The sequence below is a fragment of the Mycobacterium conspicuum genome (genome assembly GCF_010730195.1).
Classification (GTDB): Bacteria; Actinomycetota; Actinomycetes; order Mycobacteriales; family Mycobacteriaceae; genus Mycobacterium; species Mycobacterium conspicuum.
Genome location: NZ_AP022613.1, coordinates 3,261,511 through 3,287,015 on the forward strand (window position 1 = coordinate 3,261,511; position 25,505 = coordinate 3,287,015).

Below are 25,505 nucleotides of genomic sequence, written 5' to 3' on the forward strand. Positions count from 1 at the left end.
GACGACGGCCGGGCAATGACGACGGGGATCCGCACGCAGTGCAACACCGCGTTGCTGACCGAGCCCACCAACCTTCCGCTACCGACGACGACGAGCTGCGCGGACTCTGACTGCGCGATGAGCTGCCGTGCCGGCCGGTCGCGAACGATCAGTCGGTTCACCGGCACGTCGGGATAGCGTTCTTGCCAACCCGCCAGGCTTTCGGCGAGACGACCCTCCGCCTTCGCTTCGAGCCTGGGCCAGTCAGATTCGGCAACCTCACGCTGCTCGACGTCGCTCAATGCTTGCAACGCAACGACATTGACGCCACGACGGGCCGCCTCGTCGAACGCGATGGCGATCGCGCGCTCGGAGATCGGCGCGCCGTCCACCCCGACCAGGACGGGAGCGTGCTTCGGATCCGGGAGGGCTGCATCGGGGATGATCGCGACCGGGCAATTCGCGTGGTGCGCGACGGCCGAGCTGACCGAGCCGAGCACGCCCTGCGCCGCCAATCCTCCGCGTCCCGTGCGGCCCAGCACGATCAGCTCGGCCTTATCGGACATGTCGATCAGCGCCGGCGCCGGGTTGGACTGCACCACCTGCCTGGCTATGGGCACCGTGCCGTCCGCCACCATCGCGTCCTCGGCGACCCTGGTCGCGCGCACGACGGCGTTTTTGCCCTCGGCTTCCAGTCTCTCGGCTAAAGAGTCCCGATATGGGCCCGAAGGCCAGGTCGCGGCGGGGGCCGCCACGGCGTGCACGATGGTCAGGGGCAGCTCTCGGCGGGCCGCGGCGCGGGCCGCCCAACGCACCGCCGCATTCGACGCGGGCGAACCGTCGACCGCGGCGACGACGCCGAGTTCGTGGTTAGTCATCGTCGTTCAGCAACGCAGTGTTGACCAGGTCGTCGAGGTCCATGTCGGCGATGCTCTTCTCGCCGGCCGCGTCTCCCGCCTTGGGTTGAGCGGACTGGCCACCCCCGTCGGCTTCATTTGCCAACTCCAACAGCAGCTCCAGCACCCCCGCCTGGCGCAGACGCTTGACCGGGATCGATGCCACCACGCGCTGGATTTCGGCCTCCCCGGGCGCCGCCACCGCAGCCGTTTGCCCGGACGAGCCGACAAGCTCACGGCGGATATGTCCGGCCAGCGCGGCGGAGTTAGGGTAGTCGAAGATCAGGGTCGGTGACAGCGGCAGGCCGGTCGCCGATTTGAGCCGGTTACGCATCTCGACGGCGGTCAGCGAATCGAAGCCCAACTCCTGGAACGCCTGGTCCGGATCGATCGACTCGGGGCTGGCGTTGCCGAGCACCGTGGCGATGTGCGAACGCACCAAGTCCAACAGCATCGCATCTTGCTCGTCCTCGGGCAGGCCTTCGAGCCGTTGCAGCAGAACCGATTTCGACTTCTCCGCCGCGAGCGAATCTCCGACCTGTCGCCGGGTGGGCGCGTTGATCAAATCGACGAACATCGGCGGCAACGTGCCCGAATCGAACTTGGCCCGCAGCGCCGCGAGGTCGATGTGCGCCGGCAGCACGAAGGGCTCGTCGACGATGAGGGCGGTGTCGAAGAGTTGCAGCGCTTCGACCGACGACATGGCCTCGATGCCGTCGCGGGCGAAGCGGGCGAAATCGACGGTCGCCAGTCCCCCGGTCATGGCGCTGGCCTGCTCCCACAAGCCCCAGCCCAGCGAGATCGCCGGCAGGCCATGGGCCCTGCGGTGTGCGGCAAGCGCGTCGAGGAAGGAGTTGGCCGCCGCGTAGTTGCCCTGGCCCGAGGAGCCCACCAGTCCGGCCATCGACGAAAACAGCACGAACGCCGACACATCCAGATCGCGGGTCAACTCGTGCAGGTTCCACGCGGCATCCGCCTTGGCCCGCAACGCCACATCCATGCGTTCCGGGGTGAGCGAGGTGACGACCGCGTCGTCGATCGCTCCGGCGGCATGGATGACAGCCGAAAGCGGATGTTGCACGGGGATATCGGCGATCACCTTCGCCAGCGCTGCGCGGTCGGCGGCATCGCAGGCCACCACCTTCACCTCGGCGCCGGCGGCATTCAGCTCGGCCACCAGCTCCGGCGCGCCCGGCGCCGCCAGCCCCCGCCGGCTCACCAGCACCAGGCTGCGCACCCCATGCCCGGCCACCACGTGACGCGCCAGCGCCGAACCGGCCATCCCGGTTCCCCCGGTGATCAACACCGTGCCATCGCGCCACGCACCGGGCAGCATCATCACGACTTTGCCGACGTGGCGAGCCTGGCTCAAATACCGCAACGCCGCGGGCGCGCGTCGTACGTCAAACCTCGTCACCGGCAACGGCCGCAACACCGCGCCCTCGAACAACTCGACGAGATCGTCGAGTATCCGCGCGATGCGGTCGGCCCCAGCTTCCAAGAGGTCGAAGGCGCGGTAACGCACCCCGGCATACTCGCGGGCGATGACCCCCGGATCGCGGATGTCGGTCTTGCCCATCTCCAAAAACACCCCGCCGGGGGCTACCAGCCGCAGCGAGGCGTCCACGAACTCACCGGCCAGCGAGTCCAGCACCACATCGAACCCGCGGCCACCGGTGACCGCACGGAACTTGTCCTCGAACTCCAAACTTCGCGAATCCGAGATGTGCTCGTCGTCAAAACCCATCGCCCGCAGGGTGTCCCACTTGCCGCGGCTCGCGGTGGCGAACACCTCCAGACCCAGGTGCCGAGCCAACTGCGCCGCGGCCATTCCCACCCCGCCCGCGGCGGCATGCACGAGCACGTGCTGCCCCGCCTTGGCGGCGGCCAGATCCGTCAGGGCGTAATAGGCGGTGGTGAAAACGACCGACGTGGACGCCGCGCTGGTGTGTGACCAGCCAGCGGGCGCCTTGGCCAGCAGCCGCTGATCGGTCACGGCGAGTGTTCCGGTGCCTTCGGGGAACAACCCCATGACATGATCGCCCACCGCGAAACGCGCGTCTCCCGGGCCGGTTTCGAGCACAACGCCGGAAGCCTCGATCCCCATGATCGCGTCCGGGTCCGGGTACAGGCCCAGCGCGATCATGACGTCGCGGAAGTTGGCGGCGATGGCCGACAACGCGACCCGAACGCGGCCGGCTCCCAACGGAGCATCGACCTCGGCGTCCGGAATGGGTTCCAAGCGGAGGTTGTCGAACGTGCCCCGACTGCTCATGCCCAGTCGCCACGGCCCCTCGCTGGGCGGCACCAGTAGACCGCCGACGGCACGGCTGCCGTGCACCCGCGCGGTGTGGACGACGCCGCCGCGCAACACGACCTGCGGCTCGCCCGCCGCCAGCGCCGCGCCGACCGCCGAATCATCCAGCGGCACATCGCTATCGACGAGCACGATCCGGCCGGGGTGTTCGGTCTGCGCCGCACGCACCAAACCCCAGACCGCCGCACCGGCCAAATCGGTGACGTCCTCCCCTGCCATCGCCACGGCGCCGCGGGTCGACACCACCAGCGTCGCCGCGGAGTGGCGGGTCAACCACGCCTGCAGCACGGGTAGAACCGCACGGGTGGCCGCGTAAACGTCTGCCATGACGTCATCGGCCACCGGCGACGATTCGAACAGGTACGCCGCGGGCTCGGCGCCATCCGGGGCGGCAGCCACGGTCGTTGTGCCCCAACCGAATACCCGCACCGGTTGGACATCGCGCGGTGCCTGCGCCGACCAGACAACCTCGAAAAGCCGGTCGGGCCCGGAGTTCGAGATCGCGGCCAGCAGTTGCTGAGCGTTGATCGGCCGCGCCACCATCGACGCCACCGACAGGACCGGCAGCCCCAATCCGTCGGCCAGTTCGATCGATACCGAGGACGGGCCCGACGGCACGATGCGGGCTCGCACCGCCGTCGCACCCGCGGCGTGCAGCGTCACGTGCTGCCAGGAGAACGGCACCAGCACCGCGCCCTCGGTGAACTCGTCATCCTGTGCGGCAAGGATCACCGTGTGCAACGCCGCATCCAGGATGGCCGGGTGAACACCGAATCCGGCCGCGGACAGGCCGGCGACCCCGGCGCCGCCGGGCAGCGCCACTTCGGCGAACAACTCATTGTCGCGGCGCCACATCGACGTCAGGCCGCGAAAGGCGGGACCGTATCCGTAGCCGCGTTCGGCCAGCCGTTCGTACCCATCGGCGATCTCTGCCGGGTCGACCGGGACGGCCCCGGCCGGTGGCCATGTCGACAGGTCCGCGCTCGCGTCGACCGACCCCCCGCGCAGCACGCCCTCGGCGTGCAGGAGCCAAGCCGAGCCCTCCTCGGCGCGCGAAAACACCGAGACCGTGCGTGCGCCCGAGTCGTCGGGGCTACTGACGACAACCTGAACGGCGACCGAGCCGGTGACCGGCAACACCAGTGGGGCAGCCAGATTCAGCTCCTCGACGACACCGCAACCCACCTCGTCGCCGGCGCGGATCGCGAAGTCGACGAACCCGGCGCCGGGGAAGAGCACTTCGCCGCCGATGGCGTGGTCGGCCAACCACCCCTGCACGCTCGGCGACAACCGGCCCGTCAAGACCACCTCGCCGGAGGCCGGCAGGTCGACCACCGCGCCCAACAACGCGTGATCGCTTGCGCCCAAACCGAGTCCGGCCGCGTCCGTCGGGCCGTCGCCGCCGGAAAGCCAAAACCGGCGCCGCTCAAAGGCATAGGTGGGCAACTCGACGAAGCGGCCCGCGCCGACGGCGGCGCGCCAGTTCACCTCCATGCCGGTGACGAAACCCTGTGCCGCGGCGTGGATCAGCGTCGACGGCTCGGGGCGGTCCTTGCGCAGCGCGCACATGGTCAGGATGGGAGCGGTTCCCTCCTGGGCGGCCAGCAGTTCTTCGATCGAAGCGGTCAGCCCGCTGCCGGGCCCGACTTCGAAGAAGCGAGTCGCACCTTCGGCGTGGGCGAACCGGATGCTGTCGGCGAATCGCACGGCCTCGCGGATGTGCCGCTTCCAGTAGGCCGGTGAGGCGAAGTCGTCCCCCGCGAGTTGTCCAGTCAAATTCGACACGATCGGAATGGCGGCGGTCCCGACGGGGAGACTGGCCGCGACGGTGCCGAATTCGTCGATCATCGGGTCCATCAACGGCGAGTGGAAGGCGTGCGACACGGCCAGCCGGTGCACCCGGCGACCCGCGGCGCGCAGCCGGTCGGCCACGGTGGTCACCGCGGCCTCGGCGCCCGAGATCACCACCGAGGCCGGACCGTTGACCGCGGCGATGCTGACTTCGGGGCTCAGCTCGGCCCGCGCTTCCTCCTCCGTCGCCTGCACCGCGAACATCGCCCCGCCGGGCGGCAGTGCCTGCATGAACCGGCCGCGGGCGGCGACCAGCACCGCGGCGTTCTCCAGCGAGAGCACTCCGGCAACATGCGCGGCGGAGAGCTCCCCGACCGAGTGGCCCATCACGAAATCGGCTCGCACGCCCCAGGATTCCAGCAACCGGAACAGCGCGACTTCCGCCGCGAAAAGCGCGGGCTGGGCGAATTCCGTTGTGTTCAGGGCTATTTCGCTGGCCTCATCGGAGCCCCACATGACGTCGCGCAGCGGGCGCAGCAGGTGGCGGTCCAGCTCGGCCACCGCCGCATCGAAGGCCTCGGCGAAGACCGGGTACGCGGCGTGCAGGCCCATCCCCATGCCCAGCAGCTGGGAGCCCTGGCCGGGGAACACGAAGGCGGTCTTGCCTCCCGGCTTGACGGCGCCACGGATCGCGCCGGTCAGCTCGTCGACGCCGGCCAGCAACTCGCCGCGGTCGCCGCCCAGCACGACGGCGCGATGCTCGAAGGCCGAGCGGCCCGCGAGCGACCACGCCACGTCGATGGGGTCGAGCTCGGCGCGGGACCGCACGTGTCCGGCCAGCCGGGCGGCGTACGAATCGAGCGCGGCGGCCGATTTCGCCGACAGCACCCACGGAATCACCGGCACCTGCGGGCGATCCGGTACTTCGCCGGCTTGCGTCGCGGGCGCCGCCTCCACGATGACGTGTGCGTTGGTGCCGCTGATCCCGAACGAGGACACCCCGGCCCTGCGCACGTGGCCCGTCTGCGGCCAGGGTCGGGCCTCGGTCAGCAGCGACACCGCGCCCGCGGACCAGTCCACGTGCGGGGTGGGTTGGTCGACGTGCAGTGTGGCGGGCAGCATCTCGTGACGCATCGCCAGGATCATCTTGATCACGCCGGCGACACCGGCGGCGGCCTGCGTGTGACCCAGGTTCGACTTGATCGACCCCAACCAGAGCGGCTCGGTGCGGTCTTGTCCGTAGGTGGCCAGCAAGGCCTGCGCCTCGATCGGGTCGCCCAGCATCGTCCCCGTGCCGTGACCTTCGACCACGTCGACGTCGGCCGCCGACAGCCCGGCGTTGGCCAGTGCCGAGCGCACCACGCGCTGCTGGGATGGGCCGTTGGGCGCGGTCAACCCGTTCGAGGCGCCGTCCTGATTGACGGCGGAGCCCCGCACCAGCGCCAGCACCGGGTGGCCCAGCCGCTGCGCGTCCGACAACCGCTCCACCACCAAAATGCCGCCGCCCTCGGAGAATCCGGTGCCGTCGGCCGCACCCGCGTAGGCCTTGCAGCGGCCATCGGGCGACAGCCCACGCATGCGCGCGAACTCGACGAAGATGTCCGGTGTGGAGTTGACGGTGACACCCCCGGCCAGGGCCAAATCACACTCGCCGGAGCGCAGCGAGTGCAGGGCCATGTGCAACGCCACCAACGACGACGAGCACGCCGTGTCCACCGACACCGCCGGGCCCTCCAGACCGAGCGCGTACGAAACCCGCCCGGAGGCGACACTGGTCGACTGGCCGGTGAGCCGGAAGCCTTCGACGGCGTCGGATGCTCCGTTGGCGCCCATGCCGTAACCCTGGGTGTACACCCCGGCGAACACTCCGGTGGCGCTGCCCCGCAGTGCGCCGGGCTCAATTCCCGCTCGCTCCAAGGCTTCCCAGGACAGCTCCAGCAACATCCGCTGCTGCGGATCCATCGCCAGCGCCTCGCTGGGTGTGATGCCGAAAAACGCCGGGTCGAAGTCGGCGACACCGTCCACAAAGCCGCCGAAGCGGGTGTTGCAGGTGCCCGCCACGTCGGGGTCCGGGTTGTACAGGCCGGCCAAATTCCAGCCCCGGTCGACGGGGAACTCGGACAACACATCGCGGCCTTCGGCCAGCATCTCCCAGAGCTCGTCGGGTGACTCGATCCCGCCGGGATAGCGGCACGACATCCCGACGATCGCGATTTGGTCGTCTCCGGTGACCCGCACCGCGGGGGCCTGCGGGACCTCGGGAGCGACCCCGGCGAGCTCGCCGCGGATGTAACCGGCGAGGCTGTTGGGCGTCGGATAGTCGAAGATCAGCGTGGGTGAAAGCGCCAGTCCGGTAGCGGTTTTGAGCCGATTGCGCATCTCGATCGCGGTGAGCGAATCGAAACCCAAATCTTGGAACGCGTTGTCCGGGTCGATCGCCTCGGCGGTGATGGAGCCGAGCACCGTCGCGATGTGCGAGCGCACCAGATCCAGCACCACCGCATGCTGCTGGGCTTCGGGGAGTCCGGAAAGCCGGTGCGCCAGAGCAGATTTCGATTTCTCCGCGGCCAGCGAGTCGTCGACCCTGCGCCGGGTCGGCGCGCTGAGCAGGTCGGCGAACATCGGTGGCACCCCGACCGTGTGGGCACGCAGCGCGGCCACGTCGATGCGGGCGGGCGCGAGATACGGTTCGTCGATGATCAGTGCGCTGTCGAACAATTCCATCGCCTCGTCCGACGACAGCGCCAGGATTCCGTCGCGGCCCAGGCGGGCCAGGTCGGCGGCGTCCAGTCCGCCGGTCATGGCGCTGGCCTGCTCCCACAGCCCCCAGCCCAGCGAGATGGCCGGCAGGCCGTGGGCACGCCGGTGCGCGGCCAGCGCGTCGAGGAACGAGTTGGCGGCGCCGTAGTTGGCCTGGCCGGACGATCCCACCAGCGCGGCCATCGAGGAGAACAGCACGAACGCGGACAGATCCAGTTCGCGAGTCAACTCGTGTAGGTTCCACGCCGCGTCGACCTTGGCCCGCAACACCGCGTCCACCCTTTCGGGGGTCAACGACGTCACCACCGCGTCGTCCAGCACTCCGGCCGCGTGCACCACACCCGACAGCGGCCGGTCGGCCGAAATGTCGGCGAGCACCGCGGCGAGTTCCGCGCGGTCGCCGGCGTCGCACGCGACGACCCGGACCTCGGCCCCGGCATCCCGTAGCTCAGCGGTCAGTTCCGCCGAACCCGGCGCATCCGAGCCGCGGCGGCTCAACAGGGCCAGGCTGCGGACGCCGTGGTGTGCCACCAGGTGCCGGGCCAGCGCCGAACCGGCCATCCCGGTCCCGCCGGTGATCAACACGGTGCCCGAGGCCAACCCGCCACCGGGCCCATCGGGCCCGGCCGGGAACGTCATCACGACCTTGCCGATATGACGCGCCTGGCTCAGGTAGCGCAGCGCCGCGCGGGCCCGCCGGATGTCAAAGGTGGTGACCCGCACCGGATGCAGCACGCCGGCGTCGAACAGCGCGGCAAGCTGCATCATCCACTGGTGCATCCGGGGACGACCCGGCTCGAAGAGGTCGAACGCCCGGTAGCGCACGCCCGGGTAGTCCCGGGCGACCACATCGGGATCGCGGATGTCGGTCTTGCCCATCTCCAGGAACACCCCGCCGGGTGCCACCAACCGCAGTGAAGCGTCGACGAATTCACCGGCAAGCGAGTCCAAGACGATATCCATGCCCCGGCCGCCGGTGACGGTGCGGAACTTCTCCTCGAAGTCCAGGCTCCGCGAATCCGAGATGTGATCGTCGTCGAAACCCATGGCGCGCAGCGTGTCCCACTTGCCGCGGCTGGCGGTGCCAAACACCTCCAGCCCCAGGTGCCTGGCCAGCTGCACCGCGGCCATCCCCACGCCGCCCGCGGCGGCGTGCACGAGCACCCGCTGACCCGGCTTGGCGTCGGCCAAGTCCACGAACGCCATGTAGGCGGTGGCGAAAACGACTGATACGGCGGCGGCCTCGGAGTAGGACCAATCGGCGGGCTTCGGTACCAGGAGGCGCACGTCGGCCGGAACCAGGGTGCCGCTGCCCTCGGGGAAGAACCCGTACACCGAGTCGCCGACCGCGAATTCGGTGACTCCCGGGCCGACTTCGACGACAACGCCGGCGCCCTCGCCGCCGAGCACGGCGTCGTGGGTGAACATTCCCAGCGTGACCATGATGTCGCGGAAGTTCGCCGCGACGGCACGCAGCGCCACCCGTACCCAGCCCGGCTGCAGTGGCGCTCCCGCGTTGGGAACCGGTTCCAGCCGCAGGTTTTCGAAGGTGCCCGCGCTGCTCAGCCCCAGCCGCCACGGCACGTCGGCGGGCGGTGTCAGCAGGTCGTCGACGGCGCGGCTGCCGCGCACCCGAGGGGTGTGGACGGTTCCGCGCCGCACCAATGCCTGCGGCTCACCGGTCGCCAGCACCGAGGCTACCATCGAATCATCAAGGGGCACATCGGAATCCACCAGAATGATCCGGCCGGGATGCTCGGTCTGCGCCGACCGCACCAGCCCCCACACCGCCGCGCCCGCCAGGTCCGTGACGTCCTCGCCCGCCAGGCCCATCGCCCCCCGGGTCGCCACGACCAGCACACCGGAGTCCCGCTCCGTCAGCCACGCCTGGACGGCGGCCAGCACCGAGCGGGTACGCCGATGGCTGTCCGCCACCGGATCACCGTCGGCCGCAACGCATTCAAATATCTCGTAGGACGCCTCGCCGGTGGACGCCGAGTGGCCGGACGCGGGCGACCACATCAACTCGAACAGCCGGTCCGGACCGGACCGGGGCAGCACGGCGGCCCGCAGTTGCTGCTCGTTGACCGGTCGCGCCACCATCGCGCGCACCGACAACACCGGCAACCCCAACCCGTCGGCGAGCTCGACCGAGACCGCCCAAGCACCCGCGGCACCCGCATCACCGGTCGGGGCGATCCGCGCCCGCACCGCCGACGCGCCGGCGGCGTGCAGTGACACGCCCTGCCAGGAGAACGGCAACATCAATTCGGGATCGTGCTGCGCTATCACGGCGGCGTGTAGCGCGGCATCGAGCAGCGCCGGGTGCACGCCGAAACCGGCCACGCCGCCGGCTTGTTCGGGCAACTGCACCTCGGCGAACAGTTCCTCGCCGCGGGCCCACACCGCGGTCAGTCCGCGAAATGCCGGACCGTATCCGTAGCCGAACTGCGCGAGTCGGTCGTAACCGTCGGCCACCTCGATGGCTTGCGCCCCCACCGGCGGCCACACCGACATGTCCGATGCGGGTTCGACCGTTCCCGATCCCAACGCGCCCTCGGCGTGGCGCACCCATGCGCCGTCCACGTCGGCGCGGGAGTAGATCGCAACGCTGCGTCGGCCGTCTTCCCCCTCCGCCGGGGCCGGACCCACGACCACTTGCAGCGCAACCGAATCGCCGGCCGGCACGAGCAGCGGTGTCTGCAGCGTCAGCTCCTCGACCACCGAGCAGCCGACCTGGTCGCCGGCGCGGATCGCCAACTCCACGAAGCCCGCGCCCGGGAACACGGCCGACCCGGACACCGCATGGTCGGCCAGCCACGGCTGAGCACTCGTCGACAGTCGGCCCGTCAGGAGAACGCCGCCGGACGCCGGCAGGTCCACCACCGCACCGAGCAACGCGTGCCCGCTCGCGCCCTGCCCCAGACCGGAGGCGTCGACACCCAGATTGATGCCGGTCAGCCAAAAGCGGTGCCGCTCAAAGGCATACGTCGGCAGCTCGACGAAGGACGCCCCCTCGAGCACGCCGCGCCAGTCCACGTTCACACCCGCGACGAACGCGGTCGCGACCGATGTCAGGAACCGCTGCAGCCCGCCGTCGTCGCGGCCCAGTGTCGGCACCACGATCGGTTCGGCGTTGCCGCCGGCCGCGCAATCGTGGAACGTGTCCTCGATCCCGGCGATCAACGCGGGATGCGGGCTGGATTCGATGAACGTCCGGTACCCGAGCTCGCACGCGCTGCGCACGGCCTGGTCGAACTGCACGGTCTGACGAACGTTGCGATACCAGTATTCGGCGTCCAAACCGGCTGTGTTCAAACGGTTTCCGGTCACCGTGGAGAAGAACGCGGTGCGCGTGGGCTGCGGCTCGATGCCGGCCAGTGCCTCGACAAGCTCGTTACGTATCGCCTCGACCTCGGGCGAGTGCGACGCGTAGTCGACGTCGATCCGGCGGGTGCGCACGTCCAGGTCGGCGCAGAACGCGATGAGTTCCTCCAGCGCCGCGACCTCGCCCGACACCACCACGGCCGACGGGCCGTTGACGGCGGCGATTCCGAGTCGATTCCCGTAGGCCGCCAACAGTTCTCGCACCCGGTCGACGCCGCACGCGATGGACACCATGCCGCCCGGGCCGGCCAGCGACCGCAGCAACTTGCTGCGCAGCGTGACCACCTTGGCGGCGTCGCGCAGCGACAGCGCACCGGCGACGTACGCGGCCGCGATCTCGCCCTGAGAATGACCGATCACCGCATCGGGGCGCACGCCGACGGATTTCCACAGCTCCGCCAGCGACACCATGACCGCGAACAGCACCGGCTGCACCACGTCGACGCGGTCCATGTCGGCCGCACCCGGGGTGCCGCGCAGCACGTCGATCAGCGACCAGTCGACGAAATCCGCGAAGGCTTCCGCGCAGGCCTCGATCTGACGCGCGAATACCGGTGCGGTGTCCAGCAATTCGATGGCCATGCCTAGCCACTGGGAGCCCTGGCCGGGGAACACGAACAGGTGCTTGCCCGCGGGCGCGGCGGTGCCACGAATCGCCGAGGCGGCGGTGCCGTCAGCAACGGCCAGTTCGTCCAGTCCGGCGAGCAGCCGATCCCGATCGGCGCCGACGACCACGCCTCGATGCTCGAAGGTGGCGCGGCCGGCCAGCGACCACCCGACATCGGCGATGTCGACGTCGCCGTGCGCCCGCAGATAATCGGCCATCCGTGCGGCCTGCGCGCATAGCGCCGCCTCCGACTTCGCCGACAATGCCCAGGGCACCACCGGCACGGTCGATCCGCCGCGTTCACCGCGGTCTAGGGCGGGCGCCTGCTCCACGATCACGTGCGCGTTGGTGCCGCTGATGCCGAACGATGACACCCCGGCCCGTCGGACGTGACCGTCGGCCGGCCAGGCCCGCGCCTCGGTGACCAGCCGCACCGCCCCGGCCGTCCAATCCACGTGCGGGCTGGGCGCGTCGACGTGCAGCGTGGCGGGCACCGTCTGGTGGCGGATCGCCTGCACCATCTTGATCACCCCGGCGACGCCCGCGGCGGCCTGCGTGTGACCCATGTTCGATTTGATCGACCCCAGCCAGAGCGGCTCGGCGCGATCCTGCCCGTAGCTGGCCAACAACGCCTGAGCCTCGATGGGATCGCCGAGCGTGGTCCCGGTCCCGTGGCCCTCGACCACGTCGACGTCGGCCGGCGATAACCCCGCGTTCGCCAGGGCCGCGCGCACCACCCGCTGCTGCGACGGACCGTTGGGCGCCGTCAGCCCGTTCGACGCCCCGTCCTGGTTGACCGCCGTACCGCGCACCACGGCCAGCACCGGATGCCCCAACCGCTGGGCGTCCGAGAGCCGCTCCACCACCAACATGCCGCCGCCTTCGGACCAGCCCACGCCGTCGGCCGCGCCCGCGTAGGCCTTGCAGCGCCCGTCGGGCGCCAGCCCGCGGTGCCGGCTGAACTCGACGAAGACGGTGGGGGTGGCGTTGACGGTGGCGCCGCCGGCCAGCGCCAGGTCGCACTCGCCCGACCGCAGCGACTGCACCGCCATGTGCAAGGCCACCAGCGACGACGAACACGCCGTGTCCACCGACACCGCCGGGCCCTCCAGACCCAGCACGTAGGACACCCGACCGGAGGCCACACTCGAGGTGGTCCCGGTCAGCCGATAACCCTCGATCTCTTCGGCCAACATGCCGTAGCCCTGCACAATGAGGCCGGCGAACACCCCGGTCGCGCTCCCCCGTAGCCCGCTCGGGTCGATCCCGCCGCGTTCGAGCGCCTCCCAGGACAGCTCCAGCAACATCCGATGCTGGGGATCCATGGCCAGCGCCTCGCTGGGCGCGATTCCGAAGAAGGCCGGATCGAAATCCGCCACGCCGTCGACGAAGCCGCCGGTCCGCGCGTAGGTCTTGTGGCGCACGTCCGGATCGGGGTCGAACAGGACGGCCAAATCCCAGCCGCGATCGGTCGGAAACTCCGAGATCACGTCCCGGCCTTCGGCGACCATCTGCCACAGGCCCTCCGGGGAGTCGATCCCGCCGGGGAAGCGGCACGACATGCCCACAATGGCGATCGGCTCATTCGACCGTTCCAGCAACGCACGGTTGGTGCGCTTCAGGCGATCAACCTGGACCAGCGCTTTGCGCAGCGCCTCGGTCGCATGCTGGAGTTGATCAACCATTACTAACCTCGTCTAGTCTCACCAAGCTACTGGCCGTCATGAACAGCCGTGTGCCGAGTCGCGGAAGTTGTTGCACGATCTGATTGCGCCCTGATATCGGCCGTTATTGCGGCCGGTGCGCGACCGTCGTCGTGCCGCTGACCGCCCAAGAATGTCGCTGGTGAGTATCGCCAACGTCGGCAGGATTTCAAAACGTCGGTACCCCCGGCTTCTATATGAGGAACGGTGTCGATCCAGGCAACCGCTTGTCCAGGGGTTTCACGACATCCACGGACTGCGATGGGAGTCCGCCGCCCATGGCGCGACTGTACCCGAACGTCGCGGTCAGACACCTACGCGTCGCCAGCCGTCGGCCGCCCTGGCCGCGCGCAGCAGCACGTCGCACAGTTCACGCAGCTCGGTCGCCCCGGCGCCCTCGTCGAGCGCGGTCGCGACGTCCTCGGCCGCGCATCTGACCTGGTAGACGCGATCCGACAGGTCGGCGGCGTCGTCGGCCGACAACACGATCGCGTCGGCGGGCAGCGCGGCGCCGGCCTCGCCCCGGCTGATCATGGCCCGTTGCTCGTAGGCGCGTTGGCGACAGGACTGTCGACAGTACTGGCGGCGTCGGCCCAATCCGACCTCGGTGACGTCGCGGCCGCACCAGCGGCACGGCTGAGGCCCGGCGCGCCTTTTTGCAGAGGTCCGCCCTGAGGTCACGCTTGCCGACTCTAGCCCGGATGAGTCACATTCAGCCCACGACACCGCGTATAATCGGTGGTCGCGTCCCATCCGCGCGCGCAGGTCCGGGGAACTTGACAGCCCGTCGAAACGTTTGACCAACCGGATCATTCCAGAAAAGATTTGCCATTACGGGAGAGCCCGAGAGCTCACAGGCCACCTAAAAGGAGTAAGTGCTTATGGCTGATCGCGTCCTGCGAGGTAGTCGCCTCGGAGCCGTGAGCTACGAGACCGACCGCAACCACGACCTGGCGCCGCGTCAGATAGCGCGGTACCGCACCGATAACGGGGAAGAGTTCGAGGTTCCCTTCGCCGACGACGCCGACATCCCCGGCACCTGGCTGTGCCGCAACGGCATGGAGGGCACCCTGATCGAGGGCGACCTGCCGGAGCCCAAGAAGGTCAAGCCGCCCCGCACGCACTGGGACATGCTGCTGGAGCGCCGCAGCGTCGAGGAACTCGAAGAGCTGCTCAAGGAGCGCCTGGACATCATCAGGTCGCGGCGCCGGGGCTGATTAGGGGCTGACCCGCGAGTCACCGGCCTTGGAGCCGGTGCTCGCCCGGGCAAAGCGCGCCTCGATGCCCCAGCGGGTGACCTTGCCCAACGCTTCACGGATATTGGATCCGCTCATCTTGGACACGCCGAGTTCGCGCTCGGTGAAGGTGATCGGCACCTCGGCGACGACGAACCCGTTGCGCACCGTGCGGTTGGTCAGGTCGATCTGGAAGCAATACCCCTTGGAGTCCACCGCGTCGAGGTCGATCGCTTCGAGCACCTCGCGGCGGTACGCGCGGTAGCCGGCGGTGATGTCGTGGACGCTGACGCCGAGCGACAGCCGCGCGTAGGTGTTCGCGGTCCAGGACAGCGCCCAGCGTCGCCAGGGCCAGTTGCGCACCGTGCCGCCGTCGACGTAGCGCGAACCGATGGCCAGGTCGGCCCCGGCGTCGACGGCCTCGAGCAGCCGGTGCAGCTGCTCCGGCGCGTGGCTGCCGTCCGCGTCCATCTCGACGAGCACCGAGTACTGCCGGCTCAACCCCCAGGCGAAACCTTCCAGGTAGGCCGCGCCCAACCCGTTTTTGACGGTGCGGTGCAGCACGTGCGTGCGACCGCCATCGGCGGCCGCCAGCTCGTCGGCGAGTTGGCCGGTGCCGTCGGGGCTGTTGTCGTCGACGACGAGCACGTGCACGTCGGGGCACGAGGCCTTGAGCCGCGCATGGATCAGCGGCAGGTTCTCCCGCTCATTGAAGGTCGGGATGATCACCAGGACGCGCTGGCTGGGGCGACTCCCCGGGCTCGGGGGCGCCGGCTGGCCGGTGGTCATGTAGCTCCTCTAGGTGTCGCCCGGAATCGAAAATCTCGTGTTCGCCGCCCTCGTCGTCGGGCGCCGCGACGTCTGCAACCTTGCGGTCCTTGGGGTCCTTAACCTCGGCCGGGGCACGGGACCGCCGGCGATTCGGACGCAAGGATCCCCTATTCTGCCAAATTCCGATCAAAATAACCGCTCCAGCGGTCCCGACCAGCATCCATCGCACGATCGGAGCCCAGCGGGTTGCCGGCGTCAGCGACGTCTTGAGCCGGACCAGCGTGTCCAGGTAGGCGGGCTGGAAGAACTCCGTGCGGCCCAACTCGCCTCCGTCCGGCGCGATGACGGCACTGATCCCGGTGGTGCCGGCGACCAGGACGTAGCGGTCGTGCTCGACGGCCCGAACCTTGGCGAACGCGAGCTGTTGCTCGCTCATGTCCTGGTTGAACGTGGCATTGTTGCTGGGCACCGCGAGCAGCTGGGCGCCGCCCAGGACCGCCTTGCGCGGCGCGCGGTCGAAGATCACCTCCCAGCAGGTGGCCACCCCCACCGGCACTCCGGCGACGTGGACGACGGCGCTGCTGCTGCGGGGCACGAAGTGGCCGGCGCGGTCGGCATACCCGGACAGATGCTTGAACAGCCACGGCATCGGCAGGTACTCGCCGAACGGCTGCACGATTTCCTTGTCGTGGCGGTCGCCCGGCCCGGAGACCGGATTCCACACGATCACCGTGTTGGTGTATTCGGGCGGCTCTTGAACCCGACCGGCGGCGTCGAGCACGGTGCCGACCAGGATCGGGGCGCCGATGGCCTGCGCCGCCGCCTGGATCTCCTGTCCCGCCTCGGCATACAGCAGCGGATCGAGGTCCGACGAGTCCTCGGGCCAGATGACGAATTGGGGTTGGGGGGCGCTGCCGGCGCGCACGTCCTCGGCCAACCGCATCGTCTCGCGGACGTGGTTGTCCAGCACCGCTCGGCGCTGGTTGTTGAACTGCAGGCCGAGTCGGGGCACATTGCCCTGCACGATCGCCACCGTGACCGCCGGTTCCCCACCCGACCCGGTGCCCGCGTGCCGCACCCGCGGCCAAGCGAGCGCCGCGGTGAGCAACACCAAGCAGATGCAGACGCCGGGCAGCAGCACGGCCGGCGGATCCGCGGCCCGCGTGCGGTCGCTCGGGCGCAGCCAGTGCGCAATCTCCAGCGCGATCGCGGTCAGGCTCGAGCCCACCAGCACGATCGCTGTGGACAGCAGGGCAACGCCGCCAAGTTGGACCAGCGGCAGCAGAGGCCCGTTGGTTTGACCGAAAGTGACCGACCCCCAGGGAAACCCGCCGAACGGGAAAATCGACTTCAACCACTCCTGCGCCGCCCACAGCACCGCGAACCAGATCGGCCACCCGGGCAGCCGGCGCACCACGACCGCGAACAGGCCGAACAGCGCGGGATACAGCGCGCACACCGTGGCGAGCGCCACCCAGGGCATGGCGCCCACCAGCAGGCTGACCCAGGGCAGCAGCGCCAGGTAGAAGACCAGCCCGAACAGGAATCCGTAGCCCAGGCCGCCCAGCAGCGTGGTGGCCGGGCGGGTGAGCACCCACGCCAGCAGCGCGAACGCGACGACGGCGGCCCACCACCAGTTCGTGGGCGGGAAGCTGGCCACGAACAGCCCGGCGGCCACCACGGTGAGCACCAACCGCGGCAGCCGCGGCACCAGCCACGCCCGCAGGGCGGGCAGCCGCGCCGCGACAGCCCCGCCCGCCCCCGTCAGCGCCGTGCGTGCGCCCGCTCCGCGCCGCGCGGCCGGGCTGGGTGGCTTCGCCGCATCGCTGGCTTCGAGGTCGGGTTCCTGCGCTTCCTGCGTATCCGGTGGCTGCTGCGGCGGCGGTGGCTCGAGCCCGGGCCCGCCGGCCGGCACCGCATCGGCGGGTTGCTCCCGTGGCCGACTGGGTCGACGGGCACGGTGTCGAGGCCGCGCCGGCGGATCAGGGTTAGCCATGGATGACGGCACCCCGATGCACGGTTTGTCGGCAGCGCGGCAACGGGTCGCCCGGGTGCAATCGCGGTAGCGCTGGCACCCGGGACCTCGGGTCGGTGGACCAGCGCTGCACCGCGTCGCGCGGTGCGCTGACGTCCAGGGGGCCGGCGTCCCACACGGCATAGGAGGCCGGTGCGCCGGGCACCAGGGTTCCGATTGTGCCGTCCCGGACACCGGCTGCCCGCCAGCCACCGCGGGTCGCGGCGGCGAAGGCCGCCCGCGCCGAAATGGCGCTGCCGGGGGTGTGGTGATTGACGGCCGCTCGCACGCTCGCCCACGGATCGAGCCCGGTCACCGGGGCATCCGAACCTAGCGCGAGGGGCACGCCTTGGGATGCTAACAGCGCAAAGGGGTTGAGTTGGCCGCCTCGCGCCGTGCCGAGCCGACGGGCGTACATGCCGTCGCCGCCGCCCCACAAAGCGTCGAAATTGGGCTGCACGCTGGCGATGACGCCCCACGCGCCCAGCTTCGCGGCCTGATCGGGGCTGACCATCTCCACATGCTCCAGCCGGTGCCCGCACCGGGCGACGGCGACCGACCCGAGGTCCGCGACGACGCGTTCGAGGGCGTCGACCACCGCCGAGACCGCGGCGTCGCCGATGACGTGGAAACCCGCGGTCACCTGCGCCTCGGTGCAGGCCCGCAGGTGGGCTTCGACGGCCTCGGGCTCGAGGTAGCAGGTGCCGGTGCGACCCGGCGCGTCGGCGTAGGGCTCGTGCAGCCACGCGGTGTGTGAGCCGATCGCCCCGTCGACGAACAGATCACCGGCCAGCCCGGCGGCTCCGGTCTGTTCCATCAGCGCGCGGGCCTGTGCGGGTGTGGTCACCGCCTCCCCCCAGTAGCCGATCACCTCGACGCCGTGGGTGATGGTGCGCAGCTGCAGCCAATCGTCCAGCCCGCCGATCTCGGGGCCCGCGCATTCGTGCACCGCGACGATCCCGGACGCGGCGGCCGCCCGCAGCGCCGCGGCCCTGGCCTCGGCCAGCTGTTCGGCCGTCAGCAGGTCACGGGCGACGGCCCGGACCAAATGGTGGGCATCGCCGGCCAGCGGGCGCTCGCCGTCGTACCCGGCGGCGCCGGCCAGTTGTGGGACCAGCCGGCGCAGCGCCGTCGAGGCCAGCGCGGAGTGCACGTCGACGCGCGCCAGGTAGGCGGGGCGGTCGCCGAGTGCCGCGTCCAGGTCGGCCGTGCTCGGCGGCGTGTTCTCCGGCCAGCTCGACTCGTCCCAGCCGTGCCCCCACACCGCCCGGCCCGGGTGCGCGCCGGCGTAGTCGGCGACCATCCGGATGCAGTGCGCGCGCGACGTGGCCGGCCGCAGGTCCAGGCCGCTGATGGTGAGGCCGGTCGCGCTCAGGTGGAGGTGGCTGTCGACGAATCCCGGCGCCACGAAGCCGCCGTCGAGGTCCACCGTCTCGGCGTCGGGGAACTGGCCGCGGCCGACGTCATCGCTGCCGAGCCACGCGATGACACCGTCGCGCACCGCCAGCGCGGTGGCGTCGGGGTGGGTCGGGCTGTGCACCCGCCCGTTCACCAGCAGCGTGGTGGTGTGAATCGGCGTCACACGGTAAAACTACGTGCGCTCAGGCAACACACGGGGCTCGACGTCGATCACGTCGCCGTCGATGTAGTCGATGTGGCTGGTGTTGTCGCCGCGCACCGGCACCTGGAACTGGAATCGACGCATCGCGATGCCGGCCAGTCCGGGGCTGGCGGCCGCGCGTATCGGCGGCACCAGCAGCAACAGCCCGACGACCGTGGTGGCCAGCCCCGGGACCAGGAGCAGGCCGCTGGCCAGGGCGACCACCGCGCCGTCGCTGAGCGCAACGCGCGGTTCCTTCAGGCCCGAGCGCAGCTGCGCGAGCTGGCTACTGAGCTGCCAGCCGGCCAGCGGCGCCCACAGGACCAACCCGAGCACGAACGTCGCCAACAGCACCAGTAACGTCCAGCCGACGCCGATCGTCGCCGCAAGTCCGATGAGCACGATGAGCTCGACGACCGCGTAGCTGAGTAACAACCGCCGCATCATGTGAGGCCAACGTCCGCGGGCCCGGCGGAAGTTCCTGTTTCGGTGCGCGCCGGGGCTGCAGTTAGATAACTGTATGACCACGATTGAGATCGACACCCCCGATGGACCGATCGACGCCCTGCTCAGCATCCCGCCGGGGGATGGCCCGTGGCCTGGCGTGGTGGTGATCCACGACGCGATCGGCTACCAGCCGGACAAGGAGTCGATCAACGACCACATCGCCCGCGCCGGCTATGTCGCGTTGACGCCGAATATGTTCGCGCGGGGCGGCCGGGGCCGCTGCGTCATGCGGGTCATGCGTGAGCTGCTGACCAAGCGGGGCCGCGCCCTTGACGACATCCTGGCCGCGCGCGATCACCTGCTCGGGATGCGGGAATGCTCGGGGCGGGTGGGCATCGCCGGCTTCTGCATGGGCGGCGGGTTCGCACTCATCATGTCGCCCAAGGGTTTTGGCGCCTCGGCACCGTTCTACGGCACGCCGCTGCCGCGCCATCTCAGCGAGACGCTGGATGGCGCGTGCCCCATCGTGGCGAGCTTCGGCGGCCGCGACCCATTAGGTGTCGGCGCGCCCAACAAATTGCGCGAGGTGACCACCAGGAAGAACATCACGGCCGACATCAAGACCTACCCCGGCGTCGGGCACAGCTTTGCCAACAAGCTCCCGGGCCAGCCCCTGATTCGCGTCGCGGGGTTCGGCTATGACCAGGACGCGACCGAGGACGCGTGGAGCCGCGTCTTCGCCTTCTTCGGCGAGCACCTGCGGGCGGACGCCACAACGTAATTCGGTCCTACGGCGTCCGGGCCTTCAGCTTCTCGGACAACACCGCCGCGAAGGTGTGCGTGTCGCCGGGCCAGCGCGCCGACACATAGTTGCCGTCATCGACAACGAACGCCGGGCGCGAGTCGGTCGCCGTGTCTCGGACCAGCCCGGAGGTCTTGAGCCGCCACCGCGGCGACCCGCGGGCGACGTCGCGAAAATCCGCCGAATCCGCAAGGGCACGAGTGACTTCCGACTCCACAGACATGTATCCGCCGGGCTGGCCCGGTTCTTCAATGTAGGTGCGGTAGTAGTCGGGATCCCAGAACCGGGTGATACGGGTGAGGCGCCAGGCGGTGCGCTCCAGCGCCCACGTCAGCGCGGTGGTCTTGCGCCCGTAGAGCACCGAGCGACCGGTGGCGGGATCCACGCTGCGGGCCGCGAGCAGCACGCCGTGACAGATCGCGGCCACCAGCATCCCGCGGCCAAAGGCGTCGACGACAAGCCGTTGCAGAATCTCGCTGTCGATGAAGCTGCGCATGCCGCGGGCCCGGTGCCCGCCGGGCAGCAGCAACGCGTCGACGGGATCGGAACCGTCGAGGCTGGCCTGGGCCCAGCTGATCGGATGCTGAAATTCGTTGGAGGACAGCATGTCCCGGTATGCCTCGCGGCCATCCTTGTTGGCCCGCAGGGCCAGTCCGAGCAGCGGGACGGCACCCACCAGCGGCAGCGCGGACCAGACATCCAGGCCCCGGCCGCTGACCATGATGTCGTCGGCGACCCCGGGCTTTCCGCTCTCGGTGGCGAAGACGACGCGATGACCGTTGCGGGTCAACACGCGCCAGCTGACCGCGACCTCCGTCGGATCGAAATCACGATCCGGGATAGGGATCAGGACGGTGCTCATCGTGGCGATCGCGGGGGCGGCACTAGCCGGGCGGAGCGGATCGCCATCATCATGCGGGGTTCACTTTGAGCTCAAGACCCACGTTCTTTTCCATGCCGCCGCGCAGCTTGGAGAAGAAGTTGAATACCTTGCCCACGATGCCATACCGCTCGCCGATCGCGTCGTAGACGGCACCCGTCTGCGACTTGTCCAACAGGGCCGCGGTGCCCTCGACGGCGTCGCTCGTGGCGCGCCCGCCCATGGTGCAGGTCGCCATCGTCACGCGCGGCGTGTTGCGGATGCGCTTGACCTTCCACGAGTCGGCCTGGGTGATCACCAGCAGCCGGTCCCCGCGCTCCTTGTCCAAGGCGGCCCAGATCGGGGTGGGCTTGGGCCGGCCGTCCTTGGTGAATGTGGTCAGCAGGATGTACTGCGCCTTCGCGAGGTCGGCGAACGTGGGTGTCACGGTCACAACCTACCTTGTTGACATTCAGGATCCTTAAGTGAAAATATGATTTTCACTTAAGAGTGAAGCGGAGACCACGTGAGCGACCCGAATCCGATGGCATGGCTGCCGTTCTCCATCGCCGAGGCGGCCCTGTCCGATGGCCCCGACGACGGTCCGGTGGCCGCCTGGTCACACCTGTTGGACCGACTGAGCGAATCCGCGCGAGCGGTCGAATCGGATCCGGTGAACCGCAATGGAATTGATCTCGCCGCGGGCCTGCGGCACCTGCTGGTGTTGCTCGCCGCGGGCATCGACGAGGTGTTGCGGTTCGACCCGGATCCGATCCTGACGGTGGCCGCCACCAGCACCGACGACGCCGTGACCTGGGGCATGGAGTGCCCCGACTGCATCTACACCCGGGCCGTGTTGCGCGGCGGCGAGAGCTACCGGCTGTTCGGCAATCGCGGCACCGCGCGCTACGTCGGCCTGCAGACCATGAACGGCATCGCGGCCACGGCGAACGAGCTGGTCGACGAGCTTGAGGTCGACGCCGACGGGAACTTCGAGGTGGTGCTGTCCGGGGATCCGCATCCCGGCAACTGGATGCGCATCGAGGGCGAGCATCCCACCCTGACGGTGCGCCACTTCTTCTACGACTGGGACGCCGAAATGCCGTCGTCGCTGCGCGTCGAGCGCCTGGGCGACCGTGTGCAACTCGACGGGCGCCCGGTCGACCCGCGGGCGGCGCTGGCGCGGCAGCTGGTTGCCCTGGGCGACTTCGTCCACGGCAACCTGGCGTTCTTTCTCCAGTTCGGCGCGGCGCCACCGACGAACGGTTTCCTGCCCGCGATCGACCGCAGCGATATCGGCGCGGCCGCCGAAAACCGGCCGGTGATCGGCCGTTGGGAACTCGGACCGGATCAGGCTCTCATCGTCGAAGTGGAACCCCCCGAAGGCATTTACTGGAGCTTCTCGATCGGCAATCCGTGGTGGGAGACGATTCACTACGGGCGCCACCAATCCAGTCTGAACGCACATCAGGCCGTCGTGGATTCCGATGGCCTGGTGCGGGTGGTGCTCTGTGCCCGTGACCCCGGGGTAGCGAATTGGCTCGACACCGCCGGCTTCAGCAACGGGCCGATCATCCTGCGTTGCGTGCGCACCAAGACCGCGCCCACCCCGTCGACGCGGGTGGTGGCCTTCGATCACATAGCCGCCGAATTACCATCGGACACAGCCAAAGTCACACCTATCGAAAGGGCATCCATTCTCGCGGCACGCCGCCGCGCCGTGCGGGAAAGGTTCGGACGATGACGTTCGCCGCCGATGAGCTGGAGGAAGGTGCCTGCGCCGCAACGGGTCTGGACGATTTCGGCTCGCCGTACTATCGCGAGGGCCTCGAACGCATCGTCGAGGCACTCAACACCGAGGCGGACCTCAACGAGATGGGGCGGGTCATTCAGCACGCGACCATCAGCAACGCCCTGATACAGCGCCTCAAGATTGAGGACACCTACCGCCAGCACCCGGAGATCGACGACGAGGAGGTGGGCGGACCCGTCTTCGTGATCGGCCTGCCCCGGACCGGGACAACGGCGTTGAGTCAACTGGTGGCCGCCGACCCGCAGTTCCGCTCCCTGCGCACCTGGGAATCGCAGGCGCCCACGCCGCCGCCGGAAGCCGCCACCCAGCACACCGATCCGCGGATCGCGCAGGCCGAGGCCGGCCTGAAGATGCTCGACGAGATGTTCCCGCTGATGAAGACGATGCACAATGCCGAGGCGACGTCGGCCACCGAATGCCAGGACCTGATGGGCATGAGTTTCCGGACCTTCCATTTCGACGGGGTGGTCCGCGCGCCCGCCTACCTGGCGTGGCTGATGGCATGCGACATGCGCGAGACCTATACGTTTCACCGGCGAGTGCTCAGGCTGCTGCAATGGCATTGCCCGCCGGTGCTGTGGCACCTCAAGACGCCCGTGCACATGTTTTCCCTCGACGCGCTGGTCGAGGCCTATCCCCACGCCAAGTTCCTGTGGAGTCATCGCGATCCGGCCAAGGTGATGGGCTCGGTGTGCAGCCTGATCCGATACGTGCGCAGCTGGAGCAGCGACCGTGACGACGCCAAGGAACTCGGCGCCGAGCAGCTGGACAGCTGGACCGAAGCCGTCCGGCGGGCAATGGATTTCCGCCGCCGGTTCGGTGACGACCGGTTCGTTGACGTGTCCTTCGCCGATCTGCAGACCGACCCGGTGGCCACGCTGCAAGCCAGCTACGAGTCGCTGGGTTTGACCTTCACCGACGACAGCCTGCGGGCGGTCACGCGGTGGGCGCGCGGGCACAAACCCGGCTCCCGCGGCACGCACGACTACGACCTGGCCGACTACGGCCTCACCCCCGAAGGCGTGCGCGAGCGGTTCGCGGACTACCTGGCCACCTACGACGCCACCGCCTGACGTGAGCGCACCCCGCACCCGGCGACGCGAGAAGCTCAGCCCGGACCCGGCCATGCGTCGCGAGATTCTCGCCGCCGCGTCAACAGTGTTGCGCGAGCACGGCGTCGGCGGCCTCGGCATCGCGGCGGTGCTGGACCGAGCGGGGCTGAGCACGCGCGCGTTCTATCGCCATTTCGGCTCCAAGGAAGAACTCGTTGCCGCGGTCTTCTTGGAGAGTGCGCGCGCCGAAACGCGGCGGCTGCGCCGCCGGATGGCCGCTGCCACAACGGAAATCGAGGCGGTGACCGCGTGGATCGACGGCCGGTTGGACTTGGCGTTCGACGACAGCATCGGATCCGATCTGCGCCGCCTGTCCTTGGAAGCGCAATCGCAATCTCCCGGCCTGGTTCAGCCCGCCTACGCCGAGATGCTCAAGCCGCTGCGCGACGCACTTCAGCGCGGCCGGCAGGCCGGGGTGTTCCACAACATCGACCCGGCGAGCGACGCCCAGTTCATCCACGGCGTGGTGTGGGCAGGCATCAACGAGCACTGGGCGACCGGTGCTTGCGACCGCGTTGAGCTGCGCGAGCGGATTCTGATTTTCTGTCTGCGCGGTTTGGGTGTGACGCGCTTGAGCGAAGGAGACTAGCGATGGATCTGGGTTTCGGTGGATCGACGGCCGTGGTCACCGGCGGCAGCAAGGGGATGGGGTTGGCCGTTGCGGAAACCCTTGCCGCTGAAGGGGCCAGCGTGGCGGTGATGGCCAGGGGCCGCGACGCGCTCGATGCCGCCGTGATTGCGCTGCGCGAGGCCGGCGCACCGGACGCCGTGGGTATCAGCGTCGACATGGCTGATGCGCGGTCCATCGCCCACGGGTTCGCCGAGGTGGCCGAGCGGTGGGGCCGGCTCAATTGCCTGGTCCACACGATCGGGCCCGGTGACGGCTATTTCGAGCAGCTGGACGACGCCGGGTGGGACGAAACCTTCGCGCTCGGCACGATGTCGGGGGTCCGCGCGATCCGCGGTGCGTTGCCGCTGCTGCGCTCGGCGGACTGGGCCCGCATCGTGACCTTCGCCGCACACTCGATTCAGCGCCAGAACCCGCGGATCGTCGCCTACACCGCATCGAAGGCCGCCCTGGCCAGCATCACCAAAAATCTGTCCAAAAGCCTTGCCGCCGAAGGTATCCTGGTGAACTGCGTCTGCCCCGGCACGATCGTCACCGCCAGCTTCACCGAAAACCTCAAAGACGTCCTCGCCGCCGATGGTCTCGACGCCACCAACCCCGTCGACGTCATGACCTGGATCGACAAATACTTTCACCAGCCCTGCGACCTCGGCCGCGCCGGACTGCCCGAAGAGGTCGCCTCCCTCACCGCGTACCTGGCGTCGCGCGCCAACGGGTATGTCACCGGGGCCACCGTCAACGTGGACGGCGGCTCGGACTTCGTGTAGCGCGCCACTGCCCGCGA

The 25,505-nt window shown here is 69.5% G+C and carries 12 protein-coding genes and 2 pseudogenes; 6 read left to right on the plus strand and 8 right to left on the minus strand.

The window, feature by feature from the left end; all coding sequences use genetic code 11:
* Positions 1–2 precede the first annotated feature (2 nt).
* The 3 genes and pseudogenes from G6N66_RS15030 to G6N66_RS29025 all read right to left on the minus strand — a co-directional run.
* A pseudogene (locus tag G6N66_RS15030) lies at positions 3–857 on the minus strand (universal stress protein); the annotation flags it as partial.
* Positions 850–13,422 carry a type I polyketide synthase gene (locus G6N66_RS15035; protein ID WP_085232893.1) on the minus strand — a complete coding sequence of 4,191 codons (12,573 nt, stop codon included), beginning with the start codon at positions 13,420–13,422 and terminating at the stop codon, positions 850–852. The pseudogene G6N66_RS15030 and the gene G6N66_RS15035, both read right to left, overlap by 8 nt.
* Positions 13,423–13,746: 324 nt before the next feature.
* On the minus strand, positions 13,747–14,121 hold the full coding sequence (locus G6N66_RS29025) for a hypothetical protein (protein WP_085233026.1): 375 nt from the start codon (positions 14,119–14,121) through the stop codon (positions 13,747–13,749).
* A gap of 200 nt (positions 14,122–14,321) precedes the next feature.
* On the opposite strand from G6N66_RS29025, the gene rbpA reads away from it, so the two are divergent.
* Positions 14,322–14,657 (plus strand): RNA polymerase-binding protein RbpA, encoded by a 336-nt coding sequence (rbpA, locus tag G6N66_RS15045; protein ID WP_085232894.1) that lies wholly within the window; start codon positions 14,322–14,324, stop codon positions 14,655–14,657.
* Here the strand turns inward: rbpA and lnt are convergent.
* The 3 genes and pseudogenes from lnt to G6N66_RS15065 form a co-directional block, all read right to left on the minus strand.
* A pseudogene (gene lnt / locus G6N66_RS15055) lies at positions 14,658–17,442 on the minus strand (apolipoprotein N-acyltransferase). It abuts the gene before it with no gap.
* Positions 17,435–19,033 carry an amidohydrolase gene (locus G6N66_RS15060; RefSeq protein ID WP_232079514.1) on the minus strand — a complete coding sequence of 533 codons (1,599 nt, stop codon included), beginning with the start codon at positions 19,031–19,033 and terminating at the stop codon, positions 17,435–17,437. Before G6N66_RS15060 ends, lnt begins: the two are co-directional and overlap by 8 nt.
* Positions 19,034–19,051: 18 nt before the next feature.
* Positions 19,052–19,507 (minus strand): FxsA family protein, encoded by a 456-nt coding sequence (locus G6N66_RS15065; RefSeq protein ID WP_085232898.1) that lies wholly within the window; start codon positions 19,505–19,507, stop codon positions 19,052–19,054.
* Positions 19,508–19,580: 73 nt separating this feature from the next.
* On the opposite strand from G6N66_RS15065, the gene G6N66_RS15070 reads away from it, so the two are divergent.
* The gene (locus tag G6N66_RS15070) at positions 19,581–20,288 is read left to right on the plus strand and encodes a dienelactone hydrolase family protein (protein WP_085232899.1); all 708 of its coding nucleotides are present in this window, start codon (positions 19,581–19,583) and stop codon (positions 20,286–20,288) included.
* Positions 20,289–20,295: 7 nt separating this feature from the next.
* Here the strand turns inward: G6N66_RS15070 and G6N66_RS15075 are convergent, their stop codons facing one another.
* Together G6N66_RS15075 and G6N66_RS15080 are read right to left on the minus strand one after the other, a co-directional pair.
* The gene (locus G6N66_RS15075; protein ID WP_085232900.1) at positions 20,296–21,171 is read right to left on the minus strand and encodes a type 1 glutamine amidotransferase domain-containing protein; all 876 of its coding nucleotides are present in this window, start codon (positions 21,169–21,171) and stop codon (positions 20,296–20,298) included.
* Positions 21,172–21,220: 49 nt separating this feature from the next.
* On the minus strand, positions 21,221–21,616 hold the full coding sequence (locus G6N66_RS15080; RefSeq protein ID WP_085233027.1) for a PPOX class F420-dependent oxidoreductase: 396 nt from the start codon (positions 21,614–21,616) through the stop codon (positions 21,221–21,223).
* A gap of 78 nt (positions 21,617–21,694) precedes the next feature.
* Between G6N66_RS15080 and G6N66_RS15085 the strand changes: the two genes are divergently transcribed.
* Genes G6N66_RS15085 through G6N66_RS15100 form a run of 4 tightly spaced genes read left to right on the plus strand, consistent with a single transcriptional unit; the run spans position 21,695 to position 25,488 of the window.
* Positions 21,695–22,912: a hypothetical protein gene (locus G6N66_RS15085; protein WP_179968276.1), complete on the plus strand. Its 1,218-nt coding sequence runs from the start codon at positions 21,695–21,697 to the stop codon at positions 22,910–22,912.
* On the plus strand, positions 22,909–24,054 hold the full coding sequence (locus G6N66_RS15090; RefSeq protein WP_085232901.1) for a sulfotransferase family protein: 1,146 nt from the start codon (positions 22,909–22,911) through the stop codon (positions 24,052–24,054). The genes G6N66_RS15085 and G6N66_RS15090 overlap by 4 nt, the downstream gene beginning before the upstream one ends.
* Before the next feature lies 1 nt (position 24,055).
* Positions 24,056–24,682, plus strand: a complete 627-nt coding sequence (locus G6N66_RS15095; protein ID WP_232079316.1) for a TetR/AcrR family transcriptional regulator — start codon at positions 24,056–24,058, stop codon at positions 24,680–24,682.
* A 2-nt stretch (positions 24,683–24,684) separates the two neighbouring features.
* Complete coding sequence (locus tag G6N66_RS15100; RefSeq protein ID WP_085232902.1) at positions 24,685–25,488, plus strand: SDR family NAD(P)-dependent oxidoreductase; 804 nt, start codon at positions 24,685–24,687, stop codon at positions 25,486–25,488.
* Positions 25,489–25,505: the final 17 nt, after the last annotated feature.